The 14,918-nt window shown below is 44.7% G+C and carries 11 protein-coding genes; 7 read left to right on the top strand and 4 right to left on the bottom strand.

Going from position 1 to position 14,918, the window contains the following annotated elements; all coding sequences use genetic code 11:
* Positions 1 to 64 precede the first annotated feature (64 nt).
* From rlmD to eno, 5 genes are all read left to right on the top strand, one after another.
* On the top strand, positions 65 to 1,384 hold the full coding sequence (rlmD, locus tag AAFX28_RS21605) for a 23S rRNA (uracil(1939)-C(5))-methyltransferase RlmD (RefSeq protein ID WP_408690605.1): 1,320 nt from the start codon (positions 65 to 67) through the stop codon (positions 1,382 to 1,384).
* A gap of 73 nt (positions 1,385 to 1,457) precedes the next feature.
* Positions 1,458 to 3,677 (top strand): GTP diphosphokinase, encoded by a 2,220-nt coding sequence (gene relA / locus AAFX28_RS21600; RefSeq protein WP_408690604.1) that lies wholly within the window; start codon positions 1,458 to 1,460, stop codon positions 3,675 to 3,677.
* A 302-nt stretch (positions 3,678 to 3,979) separates the two neighbouring features.
* Positions 3,980 to 4,792, top strand: coding sequence for a nucleoside triphosphate pyrophosphohydrolase (gene mazG, locus AAFX28_RS21595; RefSeq protein WP_408690603.1), 813 nt, complete (start codon positions 3,980 to 3,982; stop codon positions 4,790 to 4,792).
* A gap of 146 nt (positions 4,793 to 4,938) precedes the next feature.
* Complete coding sequence (locus tag AAFX28_RS21590) at positions 4,939 to 6,579, top strand: CTP synthase (protein WP_252028236.1); 1,641 nt, start codon at positions 4,939 to 4,941, stop codon at positions 6,577 to 6,579.
* Positions 6,580 to 6,656: 77 nt separating this feature from the next.
* Entirely contained in the window at positions 6,657 to 7,955 is a 1,299-nt protein-coding gene (gene eno / locus AAFX28_RS21585) for a phosphopyruvate hydratase (RefSeq protein WP_408690602.1), read from the top strand.
* Positions 7,956 to 8,261: 306 nt separating this feature from the next.
* Here eno and AAFX28_RS21580 read toward each other — a convergent pair whose 3' ends face one another.
* Entirely contained in the window at positions 8,262 to 9,473 is a 1,212-nt protein-coding gene (locus tag AAFX28_RS21580; RefSeq protein ID WP_408690923.1) for a multifunctional CCA addition/repair protein, read from the bottom strand.
* An 88-nt stretch (positions 9,474 to 9,561) separates the two neighbouring features.
* Between AAFX28_RS21580 and AAFX28_RS21575 the strand changes: the two genes are divergently transcribed.
* Both AAFX28_RS21575 and AAFX28_RS21570 read left to right on the top strand, forming a co-directional pair.
* Entirely contained in the window at positions 9,562 to 11,178 is a 1,617-nt protein-coding gene (locus tag AAFX28_RS21575; protein WP_408690601.1) for an AAA family ATPase, read from the top strand.
* Entirely contained in the window at positions 11,171 to 11,929 is a 759-nt protein-coding gene (locus AAFX28_RS21570; protein ID WP_408690600.1) for a general secretion pathway protein GspB, read from the top strand. Before AAFX28_RS21575 ends, AAFX28_RS21570 begins: the two co-directional genes overlap by 8 nt.
* A gap of 83 nt (positions 11,930 to 12,012) precedes the next feature.
* Here AAFX28_RS21570 and AAFX28_RS21565 read toward each other — a convergent pair whose 3' ends face one another.
* The 3 genes from AAFX28_RS21565 to AAFX28_RS21555 form a co-directional block, all read right to left on the bottom strand.
* Complete coding sequence (locus tag AAFX28_RS21565) at positions 12,013 to 12,624, bottom strand: TIGR04211 family SH3 domain-containing protein (RefSeq protein ID WP_408690599.1); 612 nt, start codon at positions 12,622 to 12,624, stop codon at positions 12,013 to 12,015.
* A 180-nt stretch (positions 12,625 to 12,804) separates the two neighbouring features.
* Positions 12,805 to 14,064: an inorganic phosphate transporter gene (locus AAFX28_RS21560; RefSeq protein ID WP_408690598.1), complete on the bottom strand. Its 1,260-nt coding sequence runs from the start codon at positions 14,062 to 14,064 to the stop codon at positions 12,805 to 12,807.
* 132 nt (positions 14,065 to 14,196) lie between these two features.
* The gene (locus AAFX28_RS21555; RefSeq protein WP_053440248.1) at positions 14,197 to 14,877 is read right to left on the bottom strand and encodes a TIGR00153 family protein; all 681 of its coding nucleotides are present in this window, start codon (positions 14,875 to 14,877) and stop codon (positions 14,197 to 14,199) included.
* Between the last annotated feature and the right edge of the window lie 41 nt (positions 14,878 to 14,918).

Below are 14,918 nucleotides of genomic sequence, written 5' to 3'. Positions count from 1 at the left end.
AAGCTGGGACATAAGCAACTTTTCGAGCAATAGGCCGTAAGGTCATAGAATATAGGCACATAGCATGGCGCGTTTTTTCCAACCAAAGAAGAAAACTCAACTCAATAGTAAGCATCAATCATTGACGATTGAGAAGTTGGATCATCATGGCGCAGGTATGGCTTATCAAAACAAGAAGCCTATCTTTATTGAAGGCGCATTGCCAGGTGAACAAGTTCTGGCTCAATTAACCGAGAGTAAGAGCAAATTTTCTCGAGCGAACTTGATTAAAGTTCAAAAACCAAGTGAACAGCGAATCGAGCCATTCTGTGCTTACTACCACGAGTGTGGTGGTTGTAATATGCAGCATTTAGGTATTGAGGCTCAGCAAGAATATAAACAGCAAACTCTGAGTCAATTGATGAGTAAATTTGCTGGCCAACGTATAGCACTAGAAGCGCCAATCGTTGGCGAACCTACAGGTTATCGCCGCCGCGCGCGAGTGAGCTTGAAGCTAAATAAGAAAACTCGTCAGCTAGAGTTTGGTTTTCGCAAGAAGCAGAGCAAAGATATTGTCACGGTGACACACTGTCCAGTGCTCGATAAAGACCTTGATGTATTGCTAGCTCCGCTTCATGAGCTATTGAGCGGTTTTGCTAACCAAGAGAACTTAGGTCACGTAGAGTTGGTCAAAGGTGATAACACTAAGGTGGTTGTTTTACGTCATCTAAAAGCATTGAGCGAAGCAGATCATCAAGCTTTGACGAAGTTTTCGGAAAACCATCAAACGACACTTTATTTGATGCCGGAAAGTGATCATCTTCACCGAGTTGTGGGTGAGTCTGCCAACTATACGGAAGCTGGTGTGACGATCCCATTTGAACCGAACAACTTTATTCAGGTCAATCAGAAGGTGAACCAGTCAATGGTGTCACAAGCGTTGGATTGGCTAGAGCTGAGTGACGAAGATCGAGTGCTTGACCTATTTTGTGGCTTAGGAAACTTTAGTTTACCAATGGCAAAGCAAGCGCAAAATGTTATTGGTGTGGAAGGTGTTGATGCCATGGTTGATAAAGCGTCGGACAATGCTAGTGTCAATGGCATTAGTAATGCGACTTTCTATCAGGCAAACCTTGAACAAGATTTCTCTGGTCAGCTTTGGGCACAGGAAAAATTTGATAAAATTCTACTCGACCCAGCAAGAGCAGGAGCAAGCGGTATCATTGAGCATATCTCTCAGTTGGGGGCATCGAGAGTTGTGTATGTCTCATGCAATCCTGCTACCCTAGCAAGGGATTCACAAAGCTTGCTAAATCAAGGATACAAGTTACAAAAATTAGGTATGCTCGATATGTTTCCGCATACCAGTCATTTAGAATCAATGGCGCTCTTTGTAAAGGATTAAACTAACTTGCTCTGTGTCTGAAAAAACAGATACAGACCAGGTCGAATATAAAAAGAATAACAGGACGAAAATAATGGTTGCGGTAAGAAGCGCACATTTAAACCAAGACGAACAGTTTGAGCTAGATAAGTGGATTGCTAGCCTAGAACAAGAACCTAAAGTTGCTAAGCGCCTTAAAGAGGTTTACCTACGTGGTGAAGCCGTTTTAGAAGGCAACGATCAAGGACCGCTATTATTATGGCGTGGCCGTGAAATGATCGAAATCCTAATTACCCTTTCGATGGATAAGGCGACTCTTGTTGCTGCCTTGCTCTTCCCGCTAGTCAGTAGCGGTGCCTACAACCGTGAACAGTTCGAAGAAGACTTCGGCAAAGAAACAATTAAGTTAATTGATGGCGTCGAAGAGATGGCGGCGTTAGGGCAACTTAACGTGACGACTGAAGGAAGCGCTGCTTCTGCTCAGGTTGATAATGTTCGCCGAATGCTTTTGGCTATGGTGGATGATTTCCGCTGTGTCATCATCAAACTGGCAGAGCGAATCGCCAATCTGGTTGAAGTTAAGCAAGCGCCAGAAGAGGTTCGCCAAGCGGCTGCAAAAGAGTGTGCCAATATTTATGCGCCACTCGCGAACCGCCTTGGTATTGGTCAGCTTAAATGGGAAATGGAAGATTACGCTTTCCGTTACCAGCAACCAGATACCTATAAGCAAATCGCTAAGCAGCTTTCTGAACGACGCATCGTACGTGAGCAGTACATCCAAGATTTTGTTGATGACTTAACTTCTGAGATGAAGGCATCGTCGATCAATGCAGAAGTGAGTGGACGTCCAAAACACATCTATAGTATTTGGCGCAAAATGCAGAAGAAGGGCTTAGCCTTTGATGAGCTGTTTGATGTGCGTGCGGTACGTATCATTGCTGACAAACTGCAAGATTGTTACGCTGCACTAGGTACAGTGCATACCAAATATAAACACCTACCTAGTGAGTTTGATGACTACGTCGCGAATCCAAAACCAAACGGTTACCAGTCGATTCACACCGTCATTTTAGGCCCTGAAGGCAAAACCATCGAAATCCAAATTCGCACCAAAGACATGCACGAAGACTCGGAGCTTGGTGTTGCTGCGCACTGGAAATACAAAGAAGGTGGCGGCGGTCGTAGTGGTTATGACGAGAAGATTACTTGGCTGCGTAAGCTACTGGATTGGCAAGAAGAAATGTCAGATTCAGGAGAAATGCTTGATGAGCTGCGCAGTCAGGTGTTTGATGATCGCGTCTATGCGTTTACGCCTCGCGGTGACGTGGTCGACTTGCCGATGGGCGCAACACCACTTGATTTCGCTTACCATATCCACTCTATGGTTGGTCACCGTTGTATCGGGGCCAAAGTGGCTGGCCGTATCGTTCCGTTTACTCACAAGTTGGCTATGGGCGATCAAGTTGAGATCATCACTGCCAAAGAACCAAACCCATCTCGTGATTGGTTAAACCCTACCACTGGCTTCGTTACCTCCAGCCGTGCACGCGCTAAGATTAATGCTTGGTTCCGTGCTCAAAGTCGTGAGAAGAACTTAGAAGCGGGTCGTGAGATTCTAGAACAAGAACTTGTCAAGATTGGTGCAACGCTTAAAGATGCAGAGCAATATGGTCTTAAGCGCTTCAATATGAACACCCCTGACGAGCTCTATGTAGGCGTTGGTAGTGGCGATTTACGTATTAATCAGATCATCAACCACATCAATGCCTTGGTAAACAAGCCAACAGCGGAAGAAGAAGATCAGCAAGCGTTAGAGAAGCTGAAAGAGGCTGGCAATAAAGCACCAGCACAAAGTCGCCCTAAGAAAGACGCGGTAGTTGTTGAAGGTGTTGATAACCTAATGACTCACCTTGCACGTTGCTGTCAGCCTATCCCTGGTGATGACATTGCTGGCTACATTACTCAAGGCCGTGGTATCTCAGTTCACCGTGCAGACTGTGAGCAGCTAGAAGAGCTAAGACATCACGCAGCTGAACGTATTATCGATACAGTCTGGGGCAGTGGTTTTGTTGGTTCTTACATCATCACGGTACGTGTAGAAGCGATGGAACGTGGCGGGTTATTAAAAGATATCACCACGCTATATGCTAACGAGAAAATTAAGATCACCAGCATGAAGAGTCGAGTCGATTACCGTACGCAAATGTCGATTATGGACTTTGATTTAGAGGTTACCAGTGTTGATATTTTAACGCGTGTCTCTAAACGTGTTGAGCAGATCAAGGATGTTATGAGCGTCAAGCGCCTAGGCTAACTTTCACGTCGTACTTGTCACTTTTACGGCGTTAACTGCGTTTTCTTGCTCCATCACATAGGCGAGCTATGCTCAGGAGTCGCAAAAACTTGTTGCCTTGTTAAAGTAACAATTACTTAGTGAAAGTGGAAAACAGTCATTCCCTATAGTGAGGGACGAACGTGATAGGGAATCTCTTCAAGTGATCAGAGAACCCCAACTTTTTCAGGTTTCATTTGTGAGGATGACAGATAAAAATTAAAGGTGAGTAGTTTTTACTGCTCACCTTTTTCTTTAGATAAAAAGATTTAAAGGAACAGAAGATGAGTCACCCAATTGAACAATTAGAACAGATTATGGCGCAGCTACGTGACCCAGAGAGGGGGTGCCCGTGGGATATCAAACAGAGTTTTGACACCATTGTGCCGTATACCATCGAAGAAACCTATGAGGTGGTGGATGCGATTCAAAAACGCGACTGGTCGAATCTCAAAGAAGAATTAGGTGATCTACTCTTCCAAGTCATCTTTTACAGCCAAATGGCGAAAGAGCAGGGCTTGTTTGATTTTTCGGAAGTGGTTGAAACCGTCAATGAAAAATTAACTCGACGTCATCCTCACGTGTTTTCTGATACCAAATTTGAGAATGACGAGCAGATTAATGCCAATTGGGAAGCGGAAAAAGCGAAAGAAAAAGCCAAAGTAGGCAAATCTGAAGAAAGTATTCTAGACTCAGTACCAGCTTCATTACCGGCGCTTTCACGTGCTACAAAAATACAGAAAAAATGTGCCAAATTTGGCTTTGATTGGGATTCGCTAGGGCCGGTTGTCGGCAAGGTTCAAGAAGAAATCGAAGAAGTGATGGAAGAGGCACTTCAAGTCTCAGTCGATGAGAAAAAAGTGGAACTGGAACTTGGTGATTTACTCTTTGCTACCGTAAATTTAGCGAGGCATTTAGGTAAAGATCCTGAAGTCGCATTAAGTAAAGCGAACTTAAAGTTTTCTAGACGATTTAAAGGTGTTGAAGCCATCGTCGCAGAGCAAGGTAAACAGTTAACGGATTTCAATCTAGAACAGTTAGATAGGTTCTGGGATGAAGTCAAAATGAAAGAAGCGCTGCAAAACAGAGACGAATAACTCGATACTCGAATTTGATTTGAAGCAAAAAATAAAAAATTGCAGTGTGATAGATTTCACGTTGTGGCGGTTAAGGGCTTCTGGTATATTTATATCCCGTCCAGAAGAAATCCATTTTCCCTCATTCAACCAATTTCAGGTTAAACATGACGACAAATTACATTTTTGTTACTGGCGGGGTTGTATCCTCTCTAGGTAAAGGTATTGCAGCAGCATCTCTTGCGGCTATTCTAGAAGCTCGTGGTCTTAAAGTGACTATGATGAAGCTTGACCCTTACATTAACGTTGACCCAGGCACAATGAGCCCTACTCAACACGGTGAGGTGTTCGTCACGGAAGATGGCGCTGAAACTGACCTTGACCTTGGTCACTATGAGCGTTTCATTCGCACCAAGATGACTAAGCGCAATAACTTCACTGCAGGTCGTGTTTACTCAGACGTTTTAGCAAAAGAGCGTCGCGGTGATTACCTAGGTGCAACTATCCAAGTAATCCCTCACATCACTAACTCTATCAAAGACCGCGTAATCGCAGGTTCTGAAGGCCACGACGTAGCTATCGTTGAAGTTGGTGGTACGGTTGGTGATATCGAATCTCTACCATTTATGGAAGCGATTCGTCAGCTAGCAGTTGAACTAGGCCGTGAGCGCGCAATGTTCATGCACCTAACTCTAGTTCCTTATCTAGCAGCAGCGGGTGAAGTGAAAACTAAACCGACTCAGCACTCTGTAAAAGAGCTACTGTCTATCGGTATCCAGCCAGACATCCTAGTTTGTCGTAGCGATCGTATGATCCCAGCGAACGAACGTAAGAAGATTGCTCTGTTCTGTAACGTTTCAGAAAAAGCAGTAATCTCTATGAAGGACGTAGATTCTATCTACAAGATCCCTCAGTTAATCAAATCTCAAGGTCTAGATGACCTAGTATGTACACGCTTTGGCATTACAGCTCCTGAAGCTGATCTGTCTGAGTGGGAACAAGTAATCTACGAAGAAGCGAACCCAACGGGTGAAGTGACTATCGGTATGGTTGGTAAGTACATTGAACTACCAGACGCATACAAGTCAGTGAACGAAGCACTGAAGCACGCAGGTCTTAAGAACCGTCTAAGCGTGAAGATCAAATACGTAGATTCTCAAGACGTTGAGTCAAAAGGTGAAGAAGCACTGGCTGACCTTGACGCAATCCTTGTTCCTGGTGGTTTTGGCGACCGTGGTGTTGAAGGTAAGATCCTTGCAGCAAAATACGCTCGTGAAAACAAAGTACCTTACTTAGGTATCTGTCTAGGCATGCAAGTAGCACTTATCGAATACGCGCGTAACGTTGCGGGTATGGAAGGTGCACACTCAACAGAATTTAACAAAGAGACGAAGTACCCAGTTGTTGGTCTAATCACTGAGTGGGTTGATGGTGAAGGTAAAGTTGAAGAACGTACTGAAACCTCTGACCTAGGTGGTACTATGCGTCTTGGTTCACAGCTATGTCACCTAGAGAAAGGTACTAAAGCTCGTGAACTATACGGTAACGCGACGATTCATGAACGTCACCGTCACCGTTACGAAGTGAACAATGTTCTTCGTCCACAGATTGAAAAAGCAGGCCTAAAAGTATCAGGTCTATCTGCAGACAAGAAACTGGTAGAAGTAATTGAGAACCCAGCTCACCCATGGTTTGTAGCGGCTCAGTTCCACCCAGAGTTCACTTCAACACCTCGCGATGGTCACCCACTATTTGCAGGTTTCGTGAAAGCGGCTGGTGAATACCAACGCGGCGAATTAGAGAAGTAAAGGATACGGGCAGTAGCGTTAGTAGTGCTGCTGCCCTTAATTTTGACATTATATATTCAACGAGAAGGAAACATTCAATGTCTAAGATCGTTAAAGTTCTAGGTCGTGAAATCATCGATTCACGTGGTAACCCAACTGTAGAAGCTGAAGTACACCTAGAAGGCGGTTTCGTAGGTATGGCTGCTGCTCCATCTGGCGCATCAACTGGTTCACGTGAAGCTCTTGAGCTACGTGACGGCGACAAAGCTCGTTTCCTAGGTAAAGGTGTTCTTAAAGCTGTTGAAGCTGTAAACGGCGAAATCGCTGAAGCTCTAGTTGGTAAAGACGCTAAAGACCAAGCTGCAATCGACGCAGTAATGATCGAGCTAGACGGTACTGAAAACAAGTCTAAGTTCGGTGCTAACGCAATCCTAGCTGTATCTCTAGCAAACGCTAAAGCTGCTGCAGCGGCTAAAGGCATGCCTCTATACGAGCACATTGCTGAACTAAACGGTACTGCTGGTCAGTTCTCTATGCCTCTACCAATGATGAACATCATCAACGGTGGTGAGCACGCAGACAACAACGTTGATATCCAAGAGTTCATGATCCAACCAGTTGGTGCTAAGACTCTTAAAGAAGGTCTACGTATCGGTGCTGAAGTATTCCACAACCTAGCTAAAGTTCTTAAGTCTAAAGGCTACAGCACTGCAGTTGGTGACGAAGGTGGTTTCGCTCCTAACCTTAAGTCTAACGCTGAAGCTCTAGAAGTTATCGCAGAAGCTGTTGCTGCTGCAGGTTACGAACTAGGTAAAGACGTTACTCTAGCTATGGACTGTGCTGCATCTGAGTTCTTCGACAAAGAAGCTGGCATCTACAACATGAAGGGCGAAGGTAAGACTTTCTCTTCTGAAGAGTTCAACCACTACCTAGCTGAGCTAGCTAACCAATTCCCAATCGTTTCTATCGAAGACGGTCTAGACGAGTCTGACTGGGATGGCTTCAAGCACCAAACTGAACTACTAGGTGACAAGCTTCAACTAGTAGGTGATGACCTATTCGTTACTAACACTAAGATCCTTGCTGAAGGTATCGAGAAAGGCGTAGCTAACTCTATCCTTATCAAGTTCAACCAAATCGGTTCTCTAACTGAGACTCTAGCTGCAATCAAGATGGCTAAAGACGCAGGTTACACAGCTGTAATCTCTCACCGTTCTGGCGAAACTGAAGATGCAACTATCGCTGACCTAGCGGTAGGTACTGCTGCAGGTCAAATCAAGACTGGTTCTATGAGCCGTTCTGACCGTGTTGCTAAGTACAACCAGCTAATCCGTATCGAAGAAGCTCTAGGCGCTAAAGCTCCTTTCAACGGTCTTAAAGAAGTTAAAGGTCAATAATTCACAACGAATTATTAGCTTAAAGCTTTAAAAAACGCCTCCGATTTCGGAGGCGTTTTTGTATCTGTTATTCCTTAGAGCGACGAAGGAGAGAGTAGGGAATCCCTTCAATTACTCAGTTCGCTTCAAGAGATCTCCAACTCATTCGTACCTCATTCTTGGGGATGACAAGAATTATTAAGGCTGTGTGACTCGTCATTCCATAGACTGACGAAGGAAGGAGTAGGGAATCTCCTCAAATATTCAGCTCGCTTCAAGAGATCCCCAACTCATTCGTTCCTCATTCTTGAGGATGACGACTGTCGATTAAGCTCCGCGAATAGCCTCAACTCTACGCTTTTCCATCTCAGTGCGAATATCCGCACCCTTAAAGCCATCCTTGATAATATCTTGCACATTTACTGCTAAAGCAGCCTGGTAAGCGTCAGTAAAGAGCTCTCTTTGCGGGTAATCAATCTCTTCATAACCTGTTCGACCACGACTATCGGCCATACAGCACAGCAGAATGTCTTCAAGTCGTTCTGGCTTGCGCCATACATCGAACTTATTAAGTACTTTGAGTTTTGTCTCAGGGCGAAGCTCAGCCGCTCTATGGATATTGGAGTGTTGCTCGCAGACTATTAGTGCGAGATCTCTGAACTCATTAGGCACTCGTACACGGTCGCAAAGCTTCTTAATTAACTTAAGCCCGGTGTGGCAGTGCATTTTGTGACTCGGCCATTCCGATTCAGGAGTGATGCCTTTACCTAGATCATGGACTTGAGAGGCAAAGCGCACAGGGAGAGAGTCACTGAGTTTCGCTGCTTGTTCAGCAACCATCAATGTGTGAATGCCAGTATCGATTTCTGGATGCCACTTTTCCGGTTGAGGCACGCCAAACAAAGCGTCTAGCTCAGGTAGAACAACCTTTAATGCTCCACATTCTCGAAGCACACTTAAGAAAGTCTGTGGGCTTCGGGTAGAGAGAGATTTATACCACTCTTGCCACACACGCTCTGGAGTTAAGTGAGTTAACTCGCCAGATTCTGAGATTTCACGCATCAAGCTCAGTGTTTCAGGTGCAACGGTAAAGCCGAGATGATCGAGCTTCGCAGCAAAGCGAGCAACACGTAGAACGCGTAAAGGATCTTCAGTAAATGCATCAGAAACATGACGTAGGACACGATCATGCAGATCTTGCTGGCCGTTAAAGGGATCGATGACATTTCCATCAGGATCTTGCGCCATGGCGTTGATAGTAAGATCTCGACGTAGTAGATCTTCTTCTAAGGTAACATCCGCTGCGAAGTAACACTCAAACCCTGTGTATCCCTGACCAACTTTTCGCTCTGTCCGAGCAAGAGCATGTTCTTCTTTTGTTTTTGGATGAAGGAAAACGGGGAAGTCTTTTCCGACAGCTGTGTAGCCTTTTTCTAGAAGTTTTTCAGGTGTGGACCCGACCACTACCCAGTCTTTGTCATAGACGTTAATATTTAGCAGTTGATCGCGGACTGCACCACCGACAAGGTATCTTTGCACCGAGTCATCCCTTTTCTTGATAATGCCATTGGCTAATAGTGCCAGCAATGGTACTTTTCTTAGCACTAAATTCCCAGAGACGAGAAGTATGTATCAACAACATTTTGCGCTGACAGAATTGCCATTTTCGATTGTGCCTAATTCTCGTTTTCTTTATCAAAGCCGTCGCCATAAAGAAGCGCTGTTTCAAATCCAAGCAGGATTGGGCGTGGGCGGTGGTTTCGCTATGCTGACTGGTGAGGTGGGCACAGGGAAAACCACCATTGCTAAATCCATATTGAAAACTTTAGCAGAGACAACGCGCGCAGGACTTATTCTTAATCCAACCTTTTCTAATATTGAGTTACTTGAAGCCGTTTGTGATGAATTTGATTTAGCCTATGAGCCGAATTCATCGTTGAAGCAGCTCAATCAACATATACATCAGTTTCTGTTGCACAATCACTCCAATGGCATTCAAACCTTACTCGTGATTGATGAAGCTCAGCATCTCTCGGCTGATGTATTAGAACAGTTGCGATTGTTGACCAACTTAGAAACGGAAAGCCAGAAACTTTTAAAGGTTCTATTGATTGGTCAGCCAGAGTTACAACAAAAGCTCAAGATGCCGCAGCTAAGGCAATTAGCTCAGCGTATGACAGGGCGTTACCATTTGCTGCCCCTCAATCAAGATGAAACTCGTGACTACATTAAGTTTCGTCTAACTCTCGCTGGTGGTTCTCCTGAGCTATTTTCTTCTCAATCGATAAAATATATAGCTCGGCAAACAAACGGGATTCCTCGTCTGATTAACCTAGTCTGTGATGCGAGCTTAAAGCAGAGTTACAGTTTAGGAGAGGCGAAACCTTCGAATGCGACAGTACAAGCAGCTTGTGATGATGTAATGAGCTTCCAGACGGGTTCTGTCCCTACCGTGAATGACAGAGCTGTTAAGTCGTCATCTAACCCTATGCTTGCATCGTTGATTATTGGTGGGTTACTTGCTGTAGGAGCGTATTGGTATACCCCTTCCCTTGTGACACCTTGGGTTGAGAGTTCAATTCAGCAGCAATACCCTCAAGTTGACAATGTGGAACAGCAGAAAACGGTTTTCAACAGCCAACTAAAAGAGGTGCTCAATCAGAGTATCAATCAAGAGGCGGCTCTGGCAGATTTGTATAAGGTTTGGGGATTTCGTGCATCTGTTCTTGATCAGTTATGCCTCAACAACAATGAATCTTTGTTTCGTTGCCAGTTAGCTGAAGCGACCTTGGATGAACTTGTCCAAGCCAATCGTCCTGTGCTGTTAACTTTAGATATTGATGGTCAATCGAGGTTTGCTACTTTGTATGCTGTATCGGATTCGCATGTGCAGTTACTTGTAGGGGGCAAGCTAGTTACCTTTGAACGCCAATGGCTTTCCTCAATATGGCAGGGGCAATACCGTTCAATTTGGCAAAGCGCGTGGAATGAAACCCTAAAACAAGGAATGGAAGGTGAATCGGTGGCCAAGCTAGATAAAGCACTTTCGAGAGTGTTAGGCGAGCCTGATTCAGAGAGCGTTCAGTTTGACTCTGATGTAAAACGTAAAGTAGAGCTTTTCCAACGTTGGCAAGGTTTGACTGTTGACGGAGTTGCTGGACAGAAAACCCTACAATTGTTAGAGCGACTATCGCAGCAAGATGCGCCGACATTAAATCAATTTAAGGAGAGCTCGAATGTCTAAAGTGATGCAAGCACTAGAAAACTCAGAGCGTCTTCATCAAGCGATCGAGCCATCTGCGAATTATGGTTTACAGGCTAGCCAAGCGGGTATCAAGCCAACTAGTAAATGGATCTGCGCTCTTGCCGTCGTTGCGCCATCGTTGATTGTAGCGGGGGGGATGGCCTATCAAACGTACCACGACTATCAGCAGCAATGGTTAGCTGATAATGTCTCTCAAACCATTATTGTTGACGTACCATTTGCTCTTGAAATACAAACCGCCCCTGCGTTTAGCGCACTACGTGATACCTATAAGGCGCCATCTGAGCCAAGTGAATTATCAATGATGGATCTTGCGCAAGAAGAAAGCATCATCGATTCGAAGATGTCACAAAGTGTTCAAAAGTCCAGTAAGGATGAGGATTTACTTAAGGGAATTGATCTATCAGGTTTGTCTCCGGAGCTTGCTCAGCGTTTTGAGTCGGCGATATCCAGCCAACCAAATAAGACCAAAACAGTGAGTCGTGATGCTAGTAACTTAGCGCAAGATGCAGAGCAATGGTATGGGAAACTGCCGCCATTGAACTTTCAAACCCACGTTTACTCAAGTCAAGAGAGCAAGCGATGGGTAAAGATTAATGGTACTGAGTATGGGCAAGGGGACTGGATTAATAATGAACTGCAATTAATCGCTATCGAGCAGCAGTCTTGCTTGGTCCGCTACCAAGGGGAGCTAATAGAAATCCCTGCCTTGTATGATTGGCAAGGCTAGTTCTGAAACGAAGCGTTATTTGAAATCATTCAGATATGAAAAAGGTCACTGCAAGGTGACCTTTTTTCGAATTCTATCTAGCGTTATGCCCAACCAGAAGGAGAGCGTTTTCTGCGTGGCATGATATGAGGAAGAATCAGACCAAGTAGAAGACCGATACCTGCAACGCCACCACCGTACATGAAGTACTTCAGAAGCAGATCATCTTTTTGTGTATCTAGCTTCGCGCGAAGTTTGCGGACTTCTTCTTGCGATGCAGATAGCTGCTGGCTCATCTCACTGTAGCCTTGCTCTAGATCGTGAATCTGATTATTACGAGTCTCAAGAGAATCAACTAGACCAGCTTTCTCTTGATCAGCGCTTGAGCGAGCATTTGCTAGTTTTTCTTTAACTTCAGAAAGCTCTTTTTCAAGCTTTGGTAGACGCAGCGCCATGCTTTCTTGGTTCGTTACAAAACGACTTTCAACCCAGCCTTTACGACCTTTGCTGTCCTGAACTTGAGTGTAACCACTATCTTTATTGGTGCTAAGCAGTTTTACTTTATCCCCTGCATCAACACTGCCGATAATGCGAAACTGGTTGCTAGGGCCAGAGTGCATGTAAGTGAATAGTTTATCTGAGATATAACGGTCTTGAGCGAATGCCGCAGGTACAGCTAGCATTGATGCTAAAACTAAGCAAACCAGTTTTTTCACGGTAAATCCTTTAACAGTCTAAAAGGGCAGAAAAGCCACAGCCCCAAATCTTGAATTTTTCTAAGGTCAAATAGTAAGTAGTTTCTAATCTGACTGCAACAAAGAAGGGAGGCTAAGCCTCCCTTTCTGCGGTTTTGAGTCAATAATGACAGTGAGTTAACATATCACTGTCATTGTTGATTAAACGAACATCGCTTGGATTGCGTAGAAGAATACGACAGCCAATAGGGCACCTGCTGGCAGTGTTACAATCCAAGAAGCAACGATATTACGTACAACACCTAGGTTAAGGGCTGCGATACCACGAGCAAAGCCAACACCTAGAACAGCACCAACCAGTGTTTGTGTCGTAGAGATAGGTAGACCAGTACCTGATGCAAGAACAACGGTACATGCTGTTGCTAGCTGAGCTGCAAAACCACGGCTTGGTGTTAGTTCAGTAATACCTGTACCAACTGTTGCCATTACTTTATGACCTAGAGTTGCTAGACCAACAACGATACCAAAACCACCTAGTGGCAGAATCCACCAAGCAATAGTGCTCTTGCCTGTGATTTCACCCATGTGCTCAACAGTAGAAACAACCGCTGATAGTGGACCAATCGCGTTTGCTACGTCATTTGAACCGTGAGCAAATGCCATCGCACACGCAGTGATTACCATTAGCACACTGAAGATACCTTCAACGCCAGCAAAACCATGGTCATCTTCGCGGCTTGCGAATTTCTTCTGAATGTAGAAATAACCACCCGCCATAACAAGCGCAGATACACCAGCAGCCCATGCCCAAGCTTCACCGTTTGAAAGGTGCAGACCAACGTGCTTAAGACCTTTTTTAATCGTTACCAGAGCAATAACCATAGTGGTGATGAACATGTACACAGGTACAAAGCGTTTTGCGTTGAATAGTGGCTTTTCAGTATCGAAGATCAGACGCTGTGCACTGACAAAGATAACGTAAGCAAAGAAACCAGAGATAACAGGGGTAATAATCCAGCTACCTACAATGCCTTGAACTGAGCCCCAGTCCACCGCTTCTGTACCAACAGATACACACGCAAAACCGATGATGGCACCGATGATTGAGTGAGTAGTCGATACAGGCCAGCCCATGTAAGACGCAAGCAATAGCCACGTACCAGCAGCAAGAAGTGCTGACATCATGCCGTACACAAGTACATCAGGTTGGTGAGCAAATAGGGACGTTTCGATTACCCCTTTACGGATGGTGTCAGTAACTTCACCACCTGCAAGGTATGCACCTGCAAATTCAAAGATCATTGCGATAATGATCGCTTGTTTTACAGTCAGTGCTTTAGAGCCTACTGAGGTGCCCATTGCGTTCGCAACGTCATTCGCACCAATACCAATAGCCATCAAGAAACCGAAAGCTGCTGCAATAATAATCAGGACAGTGCCGTAGTTAGCAAGGATATCCATCGTAATACCTAGTTGTTTGATAACAAGCGGAGCAAAAATTTAGCACGACAAAACCCCTTCAGCGCGTCAGTATTTATCGCCTATAAGGGGTGTGAACCAGTTAGATGCTCTTCGTTATTTGGTTAACTTATTTTATGAGCGAGACAACATTACTTCCAGACGCGCACCAACACGTTGCGCCTGATCAGCAATACCACCTACCCACTCTAGAATTTTGTAAAGGAACATCACATCAATCGGATTTAGATCGGCTTCGATTGTCATTAGTTGCTGACGAAGCTGAATCTGCATCGCGTCTGTGTCGTCCTCAATCACATCCAGTTGATGGATCATTTCAGCCACAAGTGTTACTTCACGGCCTTTAAATCCAGTTTCCAATAACTCATCAAGCTCATTGATAACTTTTTGCGCTTGCTCTGCTGCGTCTAGGCAACGTTTTACGTACGCAATGAAGTTTTCTTGAAGAGGTGCAGGGATAGTCAATTGACGGCCATACACGCGGCCAGCAATATCTTTTGCAAGGTTTGCGAGTTTGTCTTGCTGAGTCAGTAGTTCCAACATGTCACTACGGTCTACAGGCATAAACAAACCACGAGGAAGTTTAAGACGAATTTCGCGCTTTAATACGTCTGCTTCTTTCTCTAGGTGAGAAATCTGTGAACGGATCTCTGCTGCTTTCTCCCAATCACCCTTTGAACTTACTTCAAAGAAGTTAACTAGGTGTGAGCAACATTCATTCACACACACAACGTGGCGCTGCAAAGGTTTAATAGGGGACTTTGCAAATAACCCCATAATTGTATTTACTGGCATGGTCATTCAACCCAATTAATATAACCTAAAAACTAACATAC

The sequence above is a fragment of the Vibrio sp. TBV020 genome (genome assembly GCF_046056895.1).
Taxonomy (GTDB): Bacteria; Pseudomonadota; Gammaproteobacteria; order Enterobacterales; family Vibrionaceae; genus Vibrio.
Note: the sequence above shows the minus strand (reverse complement) of the source record. Positions and strands in the feature narration are given on the sequence as shown.